Source organism: Aliidiomarina sp. (assembly GCF_022565475.1).
In the GTDB taxonomy this organism is placed as follows: domain Bacteria; phylum Pseudomonadota; class Gammaproteobacteria; order Enterobacterales; family Alteromonadaceae; genus Aliidiomarina.
Genome location: NZ_JAIUMR010000001.1, coordinates 195,552 through 214,488 on the forward strand (window position 1 = coordinate 195,552; position 18,937 = coordinate 214,488).

At 48.3% G+C, this 18,937-nt stretch carries 19 protein-coding genes; 6 read left to right on the top strand and 13 right to left on the bottom strand.

Translation table 11 applies throughout. From position 1 onward, the window contains the following. Positions 1-6 precede the first annotated feature (6 nt). Together cydB and LAT77_RS00840 are read right to left on the bottom strand one after the other, a co-directional pair. The gene (gene cydB, locus LAT77_RS00835) at positions 7-1,014 is read right to left on the bottom strand and encodes a cytochrome d ubiquinol oxidase subunit II (RefSeq protein ID WP_290562639.1); all 1,008 of its coding nucleotides are present in this window, start codon (positions 1,012-1,014) and stop codon (positions 7-9) included. Then, positions 1,011-2,417, bottom strand: a complete 1,407-nt coding sequence (locus LAT77_RS00840; RefSeq protein WP_290562640.1) for a cytochrome ubiquinol oxidase subunit I — start codon at positions 2,415-2,417, stop codon at positions 1,011-1,013. Before LAT77_RS00840 ends, cydB begins: the two co-directional genes overlap by 4 nt. Positions 2,418-2,596: 179 nt before the next feature. Here LAT77_RS00840 and LAT77_RS00845 point away from each other — a divergent pair, with 179 nt between their 5' ends. Genes LAT77_RS00845 through LAT77_RS00855 form a run of 3 tightly spaced genes read left to right on the top strand, consistent with a single transcriptional unit; the run spans position 2,597 to position 6,837 of the window. Next, positions 2,597-3,766: an exonuclease SbcCD subunit D gene (locus LAT77_RS00845; protein WP_290562641.1), complete on the top strand. Its 1,170-nt coding sequence runs from the start codon at positions 2,597-2,599 to the stop codon at positions 3,764-3,766. Next, positions 3,763-4,368, top strand: coding sequence for an SMC family ATPase (locus tag LAT77_RS00850; RefSeq protein ID WP_290562642.1), 606 nt, complete (start codon positions 3,763-3,765; stop codon positions 4,366-4,368). The genes LAT77_RS00845 and LAT77_RS00850 overlap by 4 nt, the downstream gene beginning before the upstream one ends. A gap of 12 nt (positions 4,369-4,380) precedes the next feature. Further along, complete coding sequence (locus LAT77_RS00855) at positions 4,381-6,837, top strand: SbcC/MukB-like Walker B domain-containing protein (RefSeq protein ID WP_290562643.1); 2,457 nt, start codon at positions 4,381-4,383, stop codon at positions 6,835-6,837. Here the strand turns inward: LAT77_RS00855 and LAT77_RS00860 are convergent, their stop codons facing one another. From LAT77_RS00860 to LAT77_RS00880, 5 genes are read right to left on the bottom strand one after another with little or no spacing between them, the layout of a single operon-like run. After that, positions 6,838-7,308, bottom strand: a complete 471-nt coding sequence (locus tag LAT77_RS00860; protein WP_290562644.1) for a VOC family protein — start codon at positions 7,306-7,308, stop codon at positions 6,838-6,840. 11 nt (positions 7,309-7,319) lie between these two features. Beyond that, entirely contained in the window at positions 7,320-7,817 is a 498-nt protein-coding gene (locus tag LAT77_RS00865) for a DUF2569 domain-containing protein (protein ID WP_290562645.1), read from the bottom strand. A gap of 30 nt (positions 7,818-7,847) precedes the next feature. Then, entirely contained in the window at positions 7,848-8,042 is a 195-nt protein-coding gene (locus LAT77_RS00870; protein ID WP_290562646.1) for a hypothetical protein, read from the bottom strand. Between the two features lie 17 nt (positions 8,043-8,059). Further along, a complete protein-coding gene (locus tag LAT77_RS00875) occupies positions 8,060-8,455 on the bottom strand; it encodes a hypothetical protein (RefSeq protein ID WP_290562647.1) in 396 nt (131 codons plus the stop codon). Between the two features lie 19 nt (positions 8,456-8,474). Continuing rightward, positions 8,475-8,747, bottom strand: coding sequence for a succinate dehydrogenase assembly factor 2 (locus tag LAT77_RS00880; protein WP_290562648.1), 273 nt, complete (start codon positions 8,745-8,747; stop codon positions 8,475-8,477). Between the two features lie 143 nt (positions 8,748-8,890). On the opposite strand from LAT77_RS00880, the gene ygfZ reads away from it, so the two are divergent. From ygfZ to LAT77_RS00895, 3 genes are all read left to right on the top strand, one after another. Then, positions 8,891-9,832, top strand: a complete 942-nt coding sequence (gene ygfZ / locus LAT77_RS00885) for a tRNA-modifying protein YgfZ (protein ID WP_290562649.1) — start codon at positions 8,891-8,893, stop codon at positions 9,830-9,832. Then, positions 9,832-10,317: a peptidylprolyl isomerase gene (locus LAT77_RS00890; RefSeq protein WP_290562650.1), complete on the top strand. Its 486-nt coding sequence runs from the start codon at positions 9,832-9,834 to the stop codon at positions 10,315-10,317. Before ygfZ ends, LAT77_RS00890 begins: the two co-directional genes overlap by 1 nt. A gap of 337 nt (positions 10,318-10,654) precedes the next feature. Beyond that, a complete protein-coding gene (locus LAT77_RS00895) occupies positions 10,655-11,479 on the top strand; it encodes an EAL domain-containing protein (protein WP_290562651.1) in 825 nt (274 codons plus the stop codon). Positions 11,480-11,538: 59 nt separating this feature from the next. Here the strand turns inward: LAT77_RS00895 and lysS are convergent, their stop codons facing one another. From lysS to LAT77_RS00925, 6 genes are all read right to left on the bottom strand, one after another. Then, positions 11,539-13,056 carry a lysine--tRNA ligase gene (gene lysS / locus LAT77_RS00900; RefSeq protein WP_290562652.1) on the bottom strand — a complete coding sequence of 506 codons (1,518 nt, stop codon included), beginning with the start codon at positions 13,054-13,056 and terminating at the stop codon, positions 11,539-11,541. A 37-nt stretch (positions 13,057-13,093) separates the two neighbouring features. Then, a protein-coding gene (prfB, locus tag LAT77_RS00905; RefSeq protein WP_290562653.1) for a peptide chain release factor 2 occupies positions 13,094-14,192 on the bottom strand; the annotation gives its coding sequence in 2 pieces (ribosomal slippage) (positions 13,094-14,116 and positions 14,118-14,192; 1,098 coding nt in all). Positions 14,193-14,345: 153 nt separating this feature from the next. Further along, positions 14,346-16,073, bottom strand: coding sequence for a single-stranded-DNA-specific exonuclease RecJ (gene recJ / locus LAT77_RS00910; protein ID WP_290562654.1), 1,728 nt, complete (start codon positions 16,071-16,073; stop codon positions 14,346-14,348). A gap of 24 nt (positions 16,074-16,097) precedes the next feature. Continuing rightward, positions 16,098-16,976, bottom strand: a complete 879-nt coding sequence (gene xerD / locus LAT77_RS00915; protein ID WP_290562655.1) for a site-specific tyrosine recombinase XerD — start codon at positions 16,974-16,976, stop codon at positions 16,098-16,100. A gap of 81 nt (positions 16,977-17,057) precedes the next feature. Next, positions 17,058-17,888 carry a pirin family protein gene (locus LAT77_RS00920; protein ID WP_290562656.1) on the bottom strand — a complete coding sequence of 277 codons (831 nt, stop codon included), beginning with the start codon at positions 17,886-17,888 and terminating at the stop codon, positions 17,058-17,060. A gap of 10 nt (positions 17,889-17,898) precedes the next feature. Further along, a complete protein-coding gene (locus LAT77_RS00925; RefSeq protein WP_290562657.1) occupies positions 17,899-18,888 on the bottom strand; it encodes a glutathione S-transferase family protein in 990 nt (329 codons plus the stop codon). Between the last annotated feature and the right edge of the window lie 49 nt (positions 18,889-18,937).

Here is an 18,937-nt window from a genome sequence, read left to right on the forward strand (position 1 = left end):
CTGCAATTAATGATAGCCAACGCCTGCTTTAACTTTGCCGCGGAAAACCCAATAGGTCCAAGCGGTGTAAACGAGTACAATCGGGATAACAAATAACAAGCCAAGCAACAAGAATAACTGTGACGAGTGCGCCGAAGCCGCATCCCACAATGTATAGTTAGGCGGCACAACGTAAGGGAATTTACTCGCCAGTAGTCCCAAGTAAGTAAACAAAAACATGCCCATCGTCGCAACAAAGGGAGAGCCATCACGACGCTGTTTGACCGAGCGTAATATCCAACCTGCACATAGCACAGCAAATAATGGCAATAGCCAAATCGCACTGATGCCATTAAACCAACGTTCTTTGACGAACGGGTCGACAAACGGTGTCCACACACTGACCAGTGAAAACACGAGCAACACGACAATCAGCAACAGTGGCGTAATTTTGAATGCCCACTGTTGAATACTTCCCTCCGACTTCATAATCAACCAAGTCGCACCAAGTAACGCGTATCCCGCCACTAAACCAAAACCAGTTAACAAGGTAAAAGGCGTCAGCCAGTCGAATGCGCCGCCAACATAGGCCATGTTTTCAACTCGAAAACCCTGAATATAAGCACCAACCACTGCACCTTGAGCAAAAGCGGCGACGGTTGAGCCAATGGCAAATGACCAATTCCATAAATAGCGCGAGCGCTTCGCCTTAAAGCGAAACTCAAAGGCAATGCCACGGAAGATCAAACCCGCAAGCATCAGAAACACACCAATATAGAGCGCTGGCAAAAACACCGCATAGACCAGTGGAAATGCCGCCAGTAAACCTGCGCCGCCAAGAATGAGCCAAGTCTCGTTACCGTCCCATACTGGCGCAACTGAGTTCATCATAACATCCCGAGCCTCTTCACTTGGTGCGAATGGAAACAATACACCAAGACCTAAGTCGAAACCGTCCATGAGTACATACATAATGACGCCGAACGCGATGATAGCGGCCCAAATAATGGTTAAATCAAAAACTGGTTCACTCATGACTGTTGCTCCTCTTCTTCCCAAGACGCACTAGCTGCAGAAAATGGCCGCTTCGCACGTTGTGACGGGCTTGCTGTGGTCATTTCATGCTCAGGGGCGAGGCCAACACGTAAGACCCGCATGAGGTAATACAAACCCGCGGCAAATACAATTGAGTAAACGATGATATAGCCAATCAAAGTAAACAACGCCATACCACCGGTCAGTGATGGTGTGAGTCCTTCTGCATGGGTCATCACTTCATAAATTAACCACGGTGCACGACCGACTTCAGTGACAAACCAGCCAGCCAATACAGCAATGAACGGCGTCACCGCCATTAAGCGCAATCCTTGCAAGAACCAGCGAGTTCTTGTGTAGGCTTGTCGGCGGCGTAAGACTAAGCCAGCGATAGCAAAAACTAACATCAATACACCAATGCCGACCATAATACGGAATGCCCAAAAAACAATCGCAACGGGTGGTTGCTCCTCCCGTGGAACTTCATTTAGACCCTGCACTTCACCGTCCCAGTCATGGGTCAGGATATAGCTGGCAAGCCGCGGAATACCGACCTCGAAATGATTGGTTTGTGCCTCTTGATCCGGCCACGCGAATAGCAACAGTGGTGCCCCACGTTGCGTTTCCCAGACACCTTCCATAGCCGCAACTTTAGTGGGTTGGTGCGCAAAAGTATTCAGCCCGTGAATATCACCAACGATAACTTGTGCGGGAGCAGCAAACAAAATTAACCAAAGCGACATCGACAATGCCCGTTTATGGACATCGGCGTCTTTATTGCGAAGCAGGTACCAAGCACTCACACCGGCGACCACAAAGGCACCGGTTAAAAATGAGGCTAAGCCCATATGGAAGAAACGCGGGGCTAAGCTTGCATTAAATATGGCCTCGCTCCAGCTGGTTACATAGACCAAACCATCGCGGATCTCGAAACCCGCGGGTGTCTGCATCCAACTGTTCGCTGATAAAATCCAAAACGAAGAAATAAAGGTACCTGTTGCCACCATGACTGCGGAGAAAAAGTGAATACCCTGGGGTACCTTGCCACGGCCAAAAAGCAACACGCCTAAAAACGCTGCTTCGAGGAAAAATGCTGTAATCACCTCATAACTAAGCACCGGTCCAAGGAAGTTGGCGCCAGCGTAGGCAAAATTACTCCAGTTCGTACCGAACTGAAAGGCCATCACAATGCCTGACACCACGCCCATGCCAAAGACCACGGCAAAGACCTGAATCCAGAACCGCGATAGACGTTCCCAAACCGGGTTTTGCGTGCGCCATGACAGGCCTTCCAAGAGCGCGATAAATGAGGCTAAACCAATAGTAAATACAGGAAATATCGCATGAAAGGACACGACAAACGCAAACTGAATTCGTGAGAGAATGAGCGGATCAAGATCCATCGTTAACTCCTATGAACAGAGAACTATCGCTAATTAGGTATCTTCATACTATACGCCCATTTAGAGAGAAACAAATAGGTTCTTGATGTGACAAATTAACTCAATGCGCATGGTTTAATCAGCCACTTTTGCTAGAATCGTGCTACTCATTTAGCGTATCACGCACAAGGAATGTTTCGATGAAATTATTGCACACGTCTGATTGGCATCTCGGTCGCATTTTTAACCAACATTCTTTGCTTGACGATCAAGCTTATGTTTTGTCTCAGATTATTGAGCAAGCACGGGAACACCAAGTGGATGCGGTCATCGTCGCCGGTGATATTTATGATCGCGCCCTTCCACCCACGGATGCAGTCAAGTTACTCGACCAGACCTTAAACACGTTTATTCATGAATTAAGGATTCCGGTGATTATGATTTCCGGTAACCACGACGGCGCGCAACGATTAGGGTTTGCCGCGAACCTTTTAAAACAAAGTGGCTTACACCTATTTACCTCATTTGACGATTTACTCAACCCTGTGGTGCTTCCCGCCGCATTTGGCCAACTGGTCATTTGGGGCATTCCATATTGTGATCCAGAGTCCGTCAATGATTACTTTGACGTTAAGGTCGTCGATCATCAAGGTGCTCAAGAACTCGTGACCAGTTTGCTCAAACAACATATCACTGAGAACTATGGCGATAACTGTGCCCACGTGGTGGTTAGTCACAGCTTTATAGCCGGTGCGAGTACCAGCGAATCGGAACGGCCATTAAGTATTGGAGGCGCCGAATGTGTCGACGCCGATTTATTCAAAGACTTCGCCTACACTGCGCTGGGTCACCTGCATCAAGCTCAGTTCAAGGGCTATGCACATGTTCGTTATAGTGGCTCGCCGCTGAAATACAGCTTTTCCGAAGTCAATCAGAAGAAATCGACAACGTTAGTGTCTTTTCAAGCCGACCAAAGTTGTAAGTGTACCCTATTGCCACTCCAGCCTCGCCGTGATGTCCGAGTTATTGAAGGGGCATTTGACGACATTCTCGCCGCTGGTGCAGAAGATCCGCATCGGCACGATTATGTGCACATTACCATCACCGACAAAGAAGCAATTCTTGATCCGCTCGCACGCCTACGGAATGCCTATCCGAATATCTTGGGCTTTAGTAAAGCCACGCTCGAGCGTGGCCACAATAACCATCGGCAAACCCGTGAACAGTTAGCCCGCCCTCATTTGGACATCATCGCCGACTTTTACAAAAACATGAAAGGTGAAACACTCAATAACGAGCAGCGCCAGCTACTCGCAGACCTCTTGGATGAAATGAATAAGGCCGAGCCAGAGATGAGGGGCACGCGATGAAGTCACTTTTTTTGCAGATGACCGCGTTCGGGCCTTTTGCCGCGACTCAGTCCATCCATTTCACCGATCTCGGTGACAACCCACTGTTCCTCATCAATGGTCCAACGGGTGCAGGAAAAACAAGCATTCTCGACGCAATCGCTTTTGCATTATATGGAAAAACCACCGGCGATCGCAGTGCTGATGCGATGCGTTGTCACCATGCGGCGAATGATGTAGAAACAGAAGTGATATTTATTTTCGCACTCGCTGATAAAATTTATCGCGTCGATCGCAAACCAACTCAAACCACCAAAGCAAAACGTGGCGATGGTCTAACCACGCGACAAGCGAGTGCGAACTTATATCAAGTTACAGCAGAGTCCGGCCACTCCCCTTTAAGCTGGCCGACCACACTATTGAGCTCGAGTTCGGTGACGCAAGCCAACGCCAAAGTCGAACAACTTATTGGACTTAACGACAGTCAATTTCGCCAAGTTGTAGTGTTACCGCAGGGGCAATTCCGCGAGCTCCTGGTTGCGAACTCGCAAAGCCGTGAGACCATACTTGCGAGTCTTTTCCAAACCGAAACCTTTAAACGAATCGAAGAGGCTGTGACTTAACGCGCCAAATCAGTGAACAACGATTACCAGCGCCTCAAGCAAAATCTAACCAGCCTGATTACTGAAATCGGTTATGAGACCATCGAACAGCTTGACGCTGCTATCGTTGAGGAAAAAGTCCCGCTGAAACAGGCGAACGAAGAGCTAAAGGCAGTAAAGAGCGCCCATGACCAAGCAAAATCGGCGTTAACTCGCGCAGAAGAATTACAAAAACGTTTCTTGAATTTACGGGCGAGTCAGCAACAGTTGACGGAACTCGACCAACAACGCGAACAGATTGCCGAGTTCGAACGACAACTCGCTGAATATGAGAAAGCAAACAAATTACGACAAGCGTGGAACGATTTGGAGAAAGCAGAGCAACAGTTGAACACGCGAAAACTCGCCGACAATGAAGCAGTCCATGCGCGTCAGCAATCGTTGCAATTACTCGAGGACGCTCGCGCCCGTGCTCTTGACGTTGTCGAGCATCCGCACCATATTGAGCAGCTGGCTGCTGAAATTAGCCAATTGAACACACATCTAAAGCAGCTTGAGCAGCTGCACTTATTACAGCAGCAACGAGCCAATACCAGTGCTGCGCGCCAGCAGATTGCTGCGCAACTCACGCAATCAAACCAGCAGAAAGCCCAGCTACGCGACGCCTACGATAGCGCTGAAAAAGAGCTCGAGCGCCTCCAACAAACGGTTGACCAACACGTTAATATCGATGCCATGCGAACCAAGCTCGCCCAACAAATAAAACTGGCAAAAAGTGTTCAAACCCTCAGTGAACGTCGCAAAAGTACTACTCAGGACATAGAAAAAATCACAGTCGATTTGCAGACGGCAGAGAAAGAACTTAACGCTGCCATACAACAAAGTAAAACCTTGCAGTTACAGTGGTACACAGAACAAGCCAGTGTCCTCGCCCATGAATTACAACCGGGGCAACCCTGTATGGTCTGTGGTAGCAAGGACCATCCGCATCCTGCCCTTGCGCAGGATGTGAATCAACTTGTTAGCCAAGCACAATTAGAACAAGCAGAGATAACCGTGCAATCACGGCGCAAGCAGGTGTACCAGATCGAGCAACAACGAGCCAGCAAAGTACAGCAATTGGACGAACTCGATGCCCGCAGTGGAGAGCTTATCGACGAGCTTGGTACAGCAGCTGATCGACCTTTACCAACCTTAATGTCCGAGCTCGAGCAATTGGAGAACACTGAGCGTCAGCAAGTACTCGAACGCGAACGGCACATCAAGTTGGCGAAACGAATCCGAGCGTTACAAAATGAATTGTCAACGCTACAGCAAGGCGACGAACAACTGCAACAATCGTTACAGCAATATGAGAGCCAAATTGCTGGATTTGATGGTCAAATCCGTGTGCTTGATCCCAATCAAACTCTTGCCTCAGCGTCCCTTGACTCGTTACAACAACAAATCGACCAACAGCAGAATAAGCGAGAGAAACTGCAACACGAATATAAGAGTACCGAGCAGCAAGTCCGAGAGCGAGAGCAGCACTATGCCAATGCAGTGAACAGCGCTGATATTGCCAAACGCGAACTCATCACAGCTGAACAGCAATTTAGCCAAGCTCAAATGCACTGGCAAAGTGAGCTCAATCATTCGACATTTACGGATGTCGCAGCGTTTAAAAAAGCCTTACTAACGCAGGCTGAGGTCGAGCGTATCGCAATGACTGTGAGCGATTATCAACGTCGGAGAATAACCACAGAAAGTCAGATTGAACAAGAGCAGAAAGCAATAGGAACACAGGTCCAGCCCGATCTCGAGCAATTGCAATTACAACAAGAAACAGTCGCACAGCAAGAAAGGGAACAACAAGCTGCATTCAATACGCTGACGAAACGGATGAGCATTCTCGAACACGCTCAACAGAGCTTCCGTAAACGCGAGCGAGCGGCTCAGACCCTCGTCGAGGAATACAAAGTAATCGGCGAACTCGCTCAAACCTTGAGCGGCGACAACGAATCTCGAATTAGCTTACAGCGCTTTGTTCTCGCCGTGCTGTTAGATGATGTTCTGCATGAGGCATCGGCGCGCCTACAACAAATGACGGCCAATCGATTCAGTCTGATTCGTGGCCAGGATGTCGGGGATCGCCGTAAACATAGTGGACTTGACCTCATGATCAACGACAGTTATACCGGCCAAGAACGTGAGGTCAACACCCTATCGGGAGGTGAAAGTTTCATGGCTGCATTGGCGTTAGCGCTCGGTCTTTCCGACGTGGTGCAAAGCTATGCGGGTGGTATTCGCATTGAAACACTCTTCATTGACGAAGGCTTCGGTAGCCTCGACAGTGAGGCACTGGACTTAGCAATTGACGTCTTGGCAAGCCTACGTGCCAGCGGACGCACGATTGGTATTATTTCGCATGTGCATGAACTTAAACAGCGTATTCACAAGCGGATTGACGTCGTCCGTGAAGCAAACGGTAGCTATCTCAAAATGAGGTAACTACGAGCTCGGTGAAACCTGTTCGTGCTCAGGGGGTGTAATCTTATATTCCTGCCACAACTGGATTGGATTACCCTCTGGGTCCTCTAGCCGTGCAAAGCGACCGTTAGGGTAAGTATTCGGATCAACATCAACCTCAATACCAGCGGCCTGCAATTGAGCGACCATCGCATCTAAATCACGTACCCGAAAATTAATCATCCACTGTTGTTCCGGATCGCCAAAATAGGTAGAACTCTGAGCAAAGACGCCAAATATGGTCGTGCCGCCTTGTTGTTGCCAAGGCTCTTCCTCATAAGTACTTGGCGTACGCTTCACGCCGAGATGTTCCTCATACCATGCAATCAAAGCTTGCTGGTCATTTGCTTTAAAGAAAAAGCCACCAAAACCCAGAACGTGCTCGCGTTCAGCAGCGAGTGACGGTGTACTTGCTAGCAAACATAGCAACAAACCCAATAAAGTTTTCATCATGCAATTATCCTTCACTCAACAGAGGATTTTTTACCTTCCACAAACGTATTCTGTACCCTTTTCGACAGCAATAAATAGGGAATCCAAATACATGCCGTGATGAGTAACCGGACTAAATCAATCCATGTTGCCCTTTCGACTAACGGTTGTTCACCAAACAAAAGGCTAACCATCCAACTATCGACTAACACATAAACAATCGAAACACTTAAAACCGTGATGTAGACCCGAGGAAACCAATGATGCTTACTGAAAAATAGATAAATTAAATACAGCGAAGCAATTAACATGGCGAAATGATAAAACATTTCAAAACGCACAATAGTCAGCCACCACGGATGATAAAACTCAGAGCCAGGTGTCGTGAACTGTTCAACATCGATACTCGATAACAACGCGTTGAACATCGGCAAGTCGACCGAGAGCAAACGTATGGGTGTTAAGAACAAACCCAATGCCAGCAACAGCAGCCATCCACCAAGTCCCTTTACTTCTTTTTCATCGGCCATGCCGGCAATTCCTTGTTGGTTCGCTATCGATTATTCAATAACTTCACGGCGTCGCCGCTGATAGTCTTCATAGGACGGTTCAACTTCGCGAAAGCATTCAGCTTGTTGTGCGGGTGGTAAATGACGGCATTCATTGCGTTTACTTTCTTGGGTCACATCGAAGAGTTGTCGACCACTACACCCAGATAATATAACAATAAGACCGACGAAGAACATAACTCGCATAGGTGACTCCACTCAAATTAACGAATATTCTCACTGATTCGGGCTAAACGCGACTGCTCTTCGCGACTCAACGAATCAAACCAAATACACACATAGCTGGCCTGTTCGTGTGCACTTTCGCGAAACCGCAAGCGAATGTAGCCAAAACCTCGCTGTGCTTGATCAAATTGACCACGCACCTGTTGGCCAGAGGGAAGCTGCAAACACGCTGCACCTAACTCATCGCAGGTCACGAGTTCCGGCTGCGGGCGCAATAATAACCAACGCACAACAAGGAAAGCGAGCGACCAAACGACGCCAGCAAAACCAATGAAAAGGGTCAACAGAACGCTCACCAGAGCGAGTATGGCTAGTCCGTGGCTAACGTGTGACCGCGATTCTGAGCGGCCTTGCCTAAACTGAAACACATCCATGTTGTCTGCTTCACTGACGTTAAACTTTAACGCGCTTGAGCATCAGCTCGACCATCGCCGACAACTCAGGATCTGGGCACGGTTTATGGCCCATAAACCAAGCGAATAAATCCGGATCGTCGCATGTCAATAAACGTCTGAATACGGCCTGTTGCTGATCATTAAGTTCATCATAAGCTTCTTCCACAAAAGGCGCAAAAAGCACGTCCAGTTCCAGCATTCCCCGGCGACAGGCCCAACGCATCCGGCGTTTATCCTTCAACGCGTCTTCAGATTGTTTTAAAAACTGCATGATTCATCCTCTCAGGGTATTTTTTGCGATAGCCGCCATTTTATCAGAGTCTGAGGCCATGATAAGCTTAAAACCTTGAAAAAGTTAGTGGCTGACCCCACCTTTAAATTAATCGTATGTTCGTGCCATTAAAGAGGTCTTTTGTGTCAATATTCCAGTCCCAAGTTCTTGAACAAGCCGAACCTAGCGTCGTCGCCGATCTGAATGACTACGGCTTGATCCATGTCGCAGGCCCCGATGCCGACAAATTTCTTCAGGGTCAGCTGACCTGCGACGTCAATGAACTCTCTGATTCTAACTGGCTCTTTGGTGGACATTGCGATGCAAAAGGTAAGTTATGGAGTATTTTCCGTGCCATTCGTAGTGAGCAAGGTATTTACTTACTCCAGCCGAAAGCAACGATCGCTGCTAGTTTAGCGCAGCTCAAGAAATTTGGTGTCTTTAGCAAAGTTGAAATTACTGATGCAAGTGATACACATCGTTGCATTCTCGTCGTTGGTGCCGATGCTGCAACACGCGTAACCGAATTAACCGGCATTGAATCACAACAACGTCATGACCACGTCAATGACTTGCACGTACTCACAATGACCGACAATGTATACTTACTCGTGCTCCCTGCAAGTTTTAAAATTCACGTAAATTTAGTCGGTCCTGAGTGGTGGCATGCGCTTCACATTGAAAAAGGCTGGCCCTGGTTAAGTCATGAACATGCTAGTGAGTTTATTCCGCAAATGGTCAATCTTGACCGTATCGGTGGTATCAGCTTCAAAAAAGGCTGCTACATTGGTCAGGAAACTGTTGCGCGTATGCACTATAAAGGTCAAAACAAACGCCGCCTCACAGCACTTGAGGGGCAAGCAGATTCGTTGCCGACGCCAAACGACCAACTTGAAATGCAGGTTGGTGACAATTGGCGTCGCGCGGGTGCAGTTATCAGCGCAGTGCGTTATGATAACGAAGTCGTAGCAATCCAAGCTGTGCTTCCTGACGATCTCGAAGCAGGCGCTCGATTGCGAATTAAAGGGCAGGATTCCAGTTCATTCACCCCCTGCCCATCTACAGTTGAAAACGGAACTAAATAATGAGTGATACCATTAGTCAAGATAAAGCAGTCACGATCCATTACGTTGTTAAAAATGGTGACGGCGTAACCTTAGATCAGTCTGCTGAAGAGCGTCCACTAGCGTTTATTTTCGGCCGCGGTATGTTAATTCCTGGGTTAGAAAAAGCCTTGGAAGGTAAAACTGCAGGCGAAGAGTTGAGCGCAGAAATTCCTGCTGCCGACGCTTATGGCGAGCGTCACGACGGTTTGGTACAAACGGTTCCGCGTAACCTATTTGGTGACCAAGAAGTTAACCCAGGTATGCAGTTCCGCGCGAGTACGGACAATGGCGAGCAGTCAGTGATGATTATTGAAGTCACCGACACTGAAGTTACTGTCGATGGTAATCATCCACTAGCCGGTGTTGATTTGAGCTTTGAAGTGACGGTCGTCGACGTTCGTGAAGCGACGGCAGAAGAACTGTCTCATGGTCATGTTCACGGCCCAGGTGGCGTCGAGCATTAATCTTGTGCAGTTCAAGTAAAAACGGCCGGTAATCGACTGACATTGCCGGCTATTTTCTTTGGCTGTGACAATTTGCCGCACATAACCCTTCTTTATTTAAATTTTATTATCTTAAAGTTAACAAAACCTCACCTTTACCAGACGCTTACCGATAGACCAACTGCCATCAGACTGGGCTTCTCAGCCAGACTTTTATGAATTAATACTTGTTTTTTCCACTTCAGATTGCACTTATAGGCCATTTCAAACTACACTGCGTATAAATATCCACCATCAAAAGTTTTTCATATCTTACAATCGTTCGTCCCAAGGATAAGGATTTTAGGGGTAGTGTCGTATGAGTAAAGCATTTAAACAGGAACTCGAGATGAATGTCCTGTCGATGCCACAACCCATTTCTCGGTTGTCTGAGCATTTACTCCATGAGCAATTCTCGGTTGCATTGCAGCCGCGTGTGAACGTGCATACTCAACTGCTACACGGTTTCGAGGTTTTCGCCCGTTGGCAGCATCCACAGCGTGGTTATATCGCACCAGCTCAGTTTATCCACATAGCTGAAAGTCAGGAGCTCATCGATCAACTGACTTTTTTCGTCATAGAGCAAGCTGCACCGATTTTCAAACAGTACAATCAAAATCATGCTCTGAAGCTTTCAATCAATATTAGTCCATTATCGTTTTATCACCCGGATTTCCTCGACGAGTTGTTGCGTATCTGCGAGCAGTCTGGCTTAAAACCTAAACAGTTAATCCTCGACTTCCCCGAATCGGTTGTCACCGACGATTTTCAGACATTTTCTTTGTTGCTGGATCAATTTCGTGAGGCTGGGTTCTTAGTTGCGCTGGACGATTTTGGCACCTCTGATGCAACTGCGTTGAATATCGATCGCATGCACTTACATGAATTAAAACTCGATTACACCATTACGAAGAACATGGTAAAAGACAAGGAATCTCGCTTTCTCGCGCAATCAGCGATAACCGTTGCCCGTCACAGCAATGTTTTAATCACTGCAGAATGTATCGAAGATCAAGACACGCTCGATCTCGCCACGCGTCTCGGTGTTGATATCGTTCAAGGGTACTTTATTGGTAAGCCGATGTTCAAAGAGGAATTAGCGAATTGGTGGCAAGCGTATCAAAAAACCCTGTGTAATTATTAAGAAAAAGCCCCTACAGTAAGCACTGTAAGGGCTTGCTCTAACAAAACTTACCTAAATCACTAGTCCTGTTTACCGCTTGGTCGCATGTGTGGAAATAACAAGACGTCCCGAATCGAAGGCGAATCGGTCAACAACATCACCAGTCGGTCAATACCAATACCCTCACCCGCCGTCGGCGGTAAGCCGTGCTCTAAAGCGGTGACATAGTCGGCATCATAGAACATGGCTTCTGCATCACCGGCCTCTTTTTGTTCTACCTGATCTTTGAATCGTTGTGCCTGATCTTCAGCATCATTTAACTCTGAAAAACCATTGGCAATCTCGCGACCACCGACAAAAAATTCAAAGCGGTCCGTCACGAACGGGTCGTCATCATTACGACGTGCGAGTGGCGACACTTCGGCTGGGTAGGCAGTAATGAAGGTTGGCTGCGATAATTGATGCTCAGCCGTTTCTTCGAAGATTTCAATTTGAATCTTACCCAATCCCCAACTCTTCTGAACTTTAATGCCTAATTTTTCAGCGTATGCTGTCGCTTGCTGAATATCTTGCAATGCTTCGCGACTGAGCTCAGGGTTGTACTGCAGAATAGCATCAACCACGGTTAACCGAGCAAACGCTTCGCCGAAGTGGAACGTTTCACCTTGATACTGAACATCCGTTGTACCAAGCAGTGCCATGCACAAGCCACGTACCATGGTTTCAGTCAGATCCATCAGGTCATGATAATCAGCATAACCCCAGTAGAACTCCAGCATGGTGAACTCAGGGTTGTGGCGAGTCGACAACCCTTCATTGCGGAAGTTACGATTGATTTCAAAGACTTTCTCAAAACCACCGACCACTAACCGCTTCAAATATAGCTCTGGAGCGATACGCAAATATAAGTCCATATCTAAGGCATTATGATGGGTAACGAATGGACGTGCTGACGCGCCGCCAGGAATCGTCTGCATCATCGGCGTTTCAACTTCTAAGAATTCACGTTCAGTCAAAAAGCGACGAATATAATCAATTGCTTTACTGCGCATCACAAAGGTATCACGTGATTGCTGGTTCACAATCAAGTCGAGATAACGCTGGCGATATCGGATTTCTTGATCGGCCAAACCGTGAAACTTATCCGGTAACGGTCGTAAGGCTTTCGTCAGTAGACGTATGTCGTCAACTTGTACGGTAAGTTCGCCTGTTTTCGTTTTAAATAGGGTTCCGCTCGCGGCAATAATGTCGCCCAAGTCCCACTTTTTAAAGCCCTCGTTGTAAACACCTTCAGGCAGATTATCACGAGCCACATACACTTGAATCTGGCCACTCATGTCTTGCAGGGTGGCAAAACTTGCTTTACCCATGATGCGACGGAGCATCATGCGACCAGCGATGTGCACGCGAATTCCTTCAGCAATAATGACTTCACCGTCTTTGTCACCATGTGCTTCGTGCAGGTCTGCGGCTAAACTATCACGGCGAAAATCGTTAGGAAACGGATTTCCTGCTTCCCGCAACTGTTTTAATTTTTGTTTACGCTCACGGATTTGTTGATTTAAATCTTGGGCTTCTGGCTGCTGTTTATCCGTCATAGATATTCCTCAATCGTCTTTGCTTCGTGGCGTATGTTTACAAGCCAGATTTTAAACTAGCTTGAATAAAACGGTCTAAATCACCGTCGAGAACCGCTTGGGTATTACGTGTTTCTACCCCTGTGCGTAAATCTTTAATGCGCGAATCATCGAGCACGTAGGAGCGAATCTGACTGCCCCAACCAATGTCAGACTTCGTGTCTTCGAGTGCTTGCTTCGCTTCATTTTGCTTTTGAATTTCCATTTCATACAACTTGGCACGAAGTTGTTTCATGGCTGCATCTTTGTTCTTATGCTGTGAACGATCGCTTTGGCATTGAACAACAATGCCAGATGGCTCATGCGTAATCCGTACGGCGGAGTCGGTCCGGTTAACGTGCTGTCCACCAGCTCCCGATGCACGATACGTATCAATACGTAAATCTGCTGGATTGATGTCGATTTCGATATCGTCATCGATTTCTGGATAGGCAAATGCCGAAGCAAACGATGTATGTCGACGGTTGCCGGAGTCAAATGGTGACTTGCGAACTAAACGGTGAACACCCGTTTCCGTGCGTAACCAACCGAATGCGTGATCACCCGCAAAGCGGATGGTTGCGGATTTGATGCCAGCGACTTCGCCTTCGGACAACTCGGTGATTTCGGTTTTCATGCCATGGGCTTCACCCCAACGCAAATACATGCGCAATAACATGCTGCACCAGTCCTGCGCTTCTGTGCCCCCAGAGCCTGCTTGTAAGTCGAGATAACAGTCATTGGCGTCATTCGGCCCTGAAAACATCCGACGAAACTCAAGGAGCTCTAACGCTTTGCGCCACTTAGCCACTTCTTGGTCTGCTTCAACCAACATGTCTTCATCGTCTTCTTCGCTTGCTAACTCGAGAAAGCCTGCAGCGTCTTCCAAGCCTTGACTGAGGTCACGGAAGGTATGGACGATTTGTTCTAAGGTCGCACGCTCTTTACCAAGTGCTTGGGCTTTTTCTGGCTCGTTCCAGACCTTTGGGTCTTCGAGCTCACGTTCAACTTCTTCGAGACGTTCAGTTTTCGTCTCTAAGTCAAAGATACCCCCTAAGCTGCGCCATGCGCTGCTTGAGGTCTTCAATTTGATTTGCAATTGCGTTGCTTTCCAGCATCGTATTTAGTCCTGAATGTCTGACTTTGGCGTAGCGGCTTTTTATATTCGATATATGAATGACATAATCATCGAATTTGAACCACTACAAAGGCGAAAATAGCCGCGTATTCTAGCTGATTTCGCGCCTAAACAACAGAGGTTCTGAGGAAAATCAAAAGATGTGTTCAACCATTAGTTGCACTGATTGATTGCCGCGAAACTCATTCACATCAAGCCGGTAAACCAAATGTATTTCTCGTTGTTCACGCCATTCCCACGCCGCCCGCGGAACGTTGAACGCAATCGCGTCAAGCGTTGGCCCACCAGCAATTGGCTGAATCTGTAGTTTTAAGTGCACATCTTTTAGCCAGCGTCTATCGACAACACGGAATTGACCATCAAACACTGGCGCCGGAAAGTCTTGCCCGAATGGCCCTGCTCTATGCAGAGCTTGTGCGGATTGCAGCGAAAGCTCGTGACTGTCGAGTTCACCATCGGACCAAATCACCCGCGACAAGTCACTTGCGTCAATCCAATCGGCAGCAACCCGTTGCAACACCGCATTAAATTCTGTCCACGCAGCGCGCGGAACCGACAAGCCAGCGGCCATGGCATGACCGCCAAAGCGTGAGATCACACCCGGAGCTTCGCTGGCGACTTGTGCTAATAGATCACGAATATGAACACCAGTAACTGAACGGCAGGAACCTTTGAGTTCGTCGCCGTCAGTCGGGGCAAAAACCATGACAGGACGATAGTATTGCTCTTTCAGTCGCCCCGCGAGGATGCCGATAACCCCTTGATGAAAGCTTTCGTCTTGCACGGTCAAAATCGGTGGCAGTTGATCTTGCAGGCGCAACTGAGCCAAACACCGCTCTGCGTCTGCCTGCATATCCACCTCAATTTGGCGACGCTGACGATTCAACTCATCCAGTCGCAATGCAATCATCCGTGCTTGCTGGAGATCAGGCGCCAAGAGACACTCAATGCCCATTTGAATATCATCTAAACGGCCGGCAGCATTAATTCGAGGACCGACAGCGAAACCCAAATCGGCTGCACTGATTTGTCGATAGTCACGTCCCGCGACTTCCAGTAAGGCTAAAATCCCTGGGCGACAGCGGCCTTCACGAATACGCCCGAGTCCTTGCTGGACCAGAATCCGGTTATTGTAGTCCAGAGGCACGACATCAGCGACCGAGCCGACAGCAACAAGGTCAAGAAAATCAGCAATATTTATGTTCGCAGCAGGATGTTCAGGTCGATGCTGCCGAAACCAAGCTCGAACGGCCAGAAGCAAGTAAAAGGCGACACCAACACCGGCCAAACTCTTACTCGGAAATGCGCAATCCAAACGGTTGGGATTGACGATTGCAGCAGCAGCCGGCAACTGCGCACCTTGTAGATGGTGATCGGTAATGATCACTTGCAAACCTAACTGATTCGCTCGCTCCACGCCAGCGAAGCTGCTGATGCCATTGTCGACGGTAATTAGCAGCTCAGCCCCTTGTTGTTGGGCATAGTCGACTAACCCCGGTGACAAACCATAACCATCTGCGAATCGATTGGGTACCAAGTACATGAGCTGGGTTGCACCCATGGCGCGTAATGCTGACATGAGTAATGCTACACTGGTGGCTCCATCTGCATCAAAATCGCCACAAATACAAATCTTGCGCTGCTGTTCGATGGCGGCCGCGACAATTTCTGCAGCGCGTTCACAGTCCTTTAACTGCTGAAAATGAACCAGACCGCGCGCAGACAGGTCAAGTTCTTGCATCGTTGTCACACCACGATTGGCATAAATCCGGCGCAGTATCGAAGGCAAGGACGGGTCTAAGTGTTCGGAGATTGACCCGCTGCGGCGTTGAAGTTGTGGTGTTAATGGAGAACTCGACATATTTCTGCTTCTCGTTATAAACGATCAACCACGTGGATGGTGGGTTTCGTGAAGTTGTTTCAACCGTGCTTTGGCCACCTGCGTATAGATTTGTGTGGTCGCTATATCAGCATGCCCCAGCAGCATTTGCAAGGCGCGTAAGTCAGCGCCATGGTTGAGTAAATGCGTCGCAAACGCATGACGGAGTCGGTGTGGTGAAATCGATTCTGGCAACCCAGCTTGCAGTGCATAACGACGAATGCGATGCCAAAATGTCTGCCGCGTCATTTGTTGGCCGCGTTGCGACAAAAAAACCACATCCGTACTCGCCGTCATCAACTCAGGGCGGCCATACCGCAAGTACTGTTCCAGCCAATGCAAAGCTTCTTCGCCCATCGGTACTAAGCGCTCTTTATTGCCTTTACCAACAACACGAACAACACCTTGACGAAGGCTCACTTCACTTAACTTTAACGCTACCAGTTCACTGACACGCAAGCCTGTGGCATACAACAACTCCAACATTGCTTTGTCACGCAAACCTAATGGAGCATTGGTTGTCGGTGCTTGAAGTAAGTCACTCACTTCTTGTTCACTAATGGATTTGGGTAAAGACGCTGGAAGTTTCGGGCTATTTAAATGTGCCGTTGGATCATCGGTACGCTGCTCAGTGCGCAGCAAATAGCCGTAATACTTCCGTAAGCTACTTAAGAGACGAGCCTGTGAGCGCGCTTTTAAGCCTCGTTCCCGGCGGACGCCTAAGTAGGTCACAATATCCTCGCTGCTCGCCTGCATTAAGCTACGAGACTGTTTCTCAAGCCAGCTCTGAAAATGCTGGAGGTCGCTGCGATACGCCGACAACGTATGTTGGCTTACCCCTTGTTGCAGCCACAACTTGTCAAGAAACTGGTCAATATCGGTCATCAATGCCACACCAAAAAAACGTGTCTGGCCATTAGTATGCCAGACACGCTTCCGATTGGTAGGGAAAAGTTATGGAATTGACTATTGATGCAAGGTGCCGTTTTGGTAATCCATGAACGCTTGCCGTAACTCGGCTTCGGTGTTCATTACAAACGGACCGTACTGTGCGATCGGTTCACCGATCGGTTTCGCCGCAATTAATAAAAACTCGCCGGCATTTGCCACTTCAACGGAAACATCCGCATCGTCGGCTAACTCGAGTAACTCCCCTGCTTGTGCAGTAATTCCCGCGATTGTGACCGCACCTTTGTACACGTAGAGCAAGCGCGTCTGCTGACCTTGCTGCGGTAGGTTAAACTGAGCTGGATTCTCGATTCGAAAATCTAAATACAAAAACTCTCGACCAGGTGCATTCACCGGCCCAGTCTCACCCTGAAACTGTCCGGAAAGCACACGTACGTAGCCACCATCGACAGCCACTTCCGGTACTTGCGCAGCAGGAATATCCGCATATTCCGGTTCGCTCATCTTCTCGGCCGCAGGCAAATTCAACCAAAGTTGAAAGCCCCACATCAGACCGTCCTTCTGTTTTGGCATCTCTGAGTGAATCATTCCGCGTGCGGCCTTCATCCATTGTAAACCACCACTGGTGATTTCGCCTTTATTTCCCTTCGAATCTTCATGCGCCATGTTACCCGCTAACATATAGGTTAAGGTGCAAAAGCCGCGATGCGGATGCGGTGGGAAACCAGCAATATAATCGTTCGGATTATCCGACTTAAATTCATCGAGCATTAAGATTGGATCGCGGTGACGAGATGCGGGTTGATTAATGACCCGACTCAATTTAACGCCGGCACCATCTTGCGCAGGCATACCACGAACTCGATGTTTAATAATAGTTTGGCTCATACACTTCCTCCTACGCTTGACTCGCCGCCAGCTTACGGCGGTCGTGTGGTGCGGTAAAATCTAATTCAGGGCCTTTCGGTACAACACCGGTCGGGTTGATCATGTCATGGCTAACATAGTAATGGGTTTTGATATGATCCATGCGCACCGTCTCCGCCACACCCTCGACTTGATACAACTCACGAACGAAATTCCATAAGTTCGGGTAGTCAACAATGCGTTTTTGGTTGCATTTAAAGTGTCCAACATAAACCGCGTCAAAGCGAACTAAGGTCGTGAACAAGCGCCAGTCAGCTTCGGTTAAATCGCTGCCAGCAAGATAACGTTGTCCCGCGAGTTTTTGTTCAAGTGTTGCGAGCGCATCGAATAAGGCGTCAAACGCTTCTTCATAAGCAGACTGGGATGTCGCAAAGCCAGCTTTGTAGACACCGTTATTCACGTTGTCATAGACAAATGCGTTCACTTCATCAATGGTCTCTCGCAATGACTGCGGGTAAAAGTCTTGGCTGTCGCCAGTGATGTCGTTAAACGCTTCATTAAACATCCGAATGATGTCAGCTGACTCATTTGACACGATCGTTTGTTGCTGCTTGTCCCACAACACAGGGACCGTCACACGGCCGCTATATTCCGCATCCGCTGTGGTATAAATCTGGTGTAGAAAGTCCTTATCGTACAGAGGATCAGCAAGATCGCTACCGTGGCGGAATTCCCAGCCATTACTTAACATTTCCGGTGCAACAGCAGACACACTAATATGCTCTTCGAGCCCTTTCAGTTTCCGAAAGATAAGCGTTCGGTGCGCCCATGGGCAGGCAAATGAGACATAGAGATGATAACGACCTGATTCGGCTTTGAACCCCGCTTTCCCGGTTGCTCCAGCCGAGCCGTCCGCAGTCACCCAGTTACGGAATTGCGATTTAGAACGCTCGAAACGGCCACCTGATTTACTGGTGTCATACCATTGATCTTGCCACTCACCGTCAACTAATAATCCCATCGTCTTCTCCAATTTGAATGTGGGTCTAGTATAAGGATGGTCAGTCGGA

Excerpts from the sequence above, each read along its gene's own strand:
- cydB (WP_290562639.1), bottom strand. The coding sequence starts at position 1,014 with ATGAGTGAACCAGTTTTTGATTTAACCATTATTTGGGCCGCTATCATC.
- LAT77_RS00840 (WP_290562640.1), bottom strand. The coding sequence starts at position 2,417 with ATGGATCTTGATCCGCTCATTCTCTCACGAATTCAGTTTGCGTTTGTC.
- LAT77_RS00845 (WP_290562641.1), top strand. The coding sequence starts at position 2,597 with ATGAAATTATTGCACACGTCTGATTGGCATCTCGGTCGCATTTTTAAC.
- LAT77_RS00850 (WP_290562642.1), top strand. The coding sequence starts at position 3,763 with ATGAAGTCACTTTTTTTGCAGATGACCGCGTTCGGGCCTTTTGCCGCG.
- LAT77_RS00860 (WP_290562644.1), bottom strand. The coding sequence starts at position 7,308 with ATGATGAAAACTTTATTGGGTTTGTTGCTATGTTTGCTAGCAAGTACA.
- LAT77_RS00865 (WP_290562645.1), bottom strand. The coding sequence starts at position 7,817 with ATGGCCGATGAAAAAGAAGTAAAGGGACTTGGTGGATGGCTGCTGTTG.
- LAT77_RS00870 (WP_290562646.1), bottom strand. The coding sequence starts at position 8,042 with ATGCGAGTTATGTTCTTCGTCGGTCTTATTGTTATATTATCTGGGTGT.
- LAT77_RS00875 (WP_290562647.1), bottom strand. The coding sequence starts at position 8,455 with ATGGATGTGTTTCAGTTTAGGCAAGGCCGCTCAGAATCGCGGTCACAC.
- LAT77_RS00880 (WP_290562648.1), bottom strand. The coding sequence starts at position 8,747 with ATGCAGTTTTTAAAACAATCTGAAGACGCGTTGAAGGATAAACGCCGG.
- LAT77_RS00890 (WP_290562650.1), top strand. The coding sequence starts at position 9,832 with ATGAGTGATACCATTAGTCAAGATAAAGCAGTCACGATCCATTACGTT.
- LAT77_RS00895 (WP_290562651.1), top strand. The coding sequence starts at position 10,655 with ATGAGTAAAGCATTTAAACAGGAACTCGAGATGAATGTCCTGTCGATG.
- lysS (WP_290562652.1), bottom strand. The coding sequence starts at position 13,056 with ATGACGGATAAACAGCAGCCAGAAGCCCAAGATTTAAATCAACAAATC.
- recJ (WP_290562654.1), bottom strand. The coding sequence starts at position 16,073 with ATGTCGAGTTCTCCATTAACACCACAACTTCAACGCCGCAGCGGGTCA.
- xerD (WP_290562655.1), bottom strand. The coding sequence starts at position 16,976 with ATGACCGATATTGACCAGTTTCTTGACAAGTTGTGGCTGCAACAAGGG.
- LAT77_RS00920 (WP_290562656.1), bottom strand. The coding sequence starts at position 17,888 with ATGAGCCAAACTATTATTAAACATCGAGTTCGTGGTATGCCTGCGCAA.
- LAT77_RS00925 (WP_290562657.1), bottom strand. The coding sequence starts at position 18,888 with ATGGGATTATTAGTTGACGGTGAGTGGCAAGATCAATGGTATGACACC.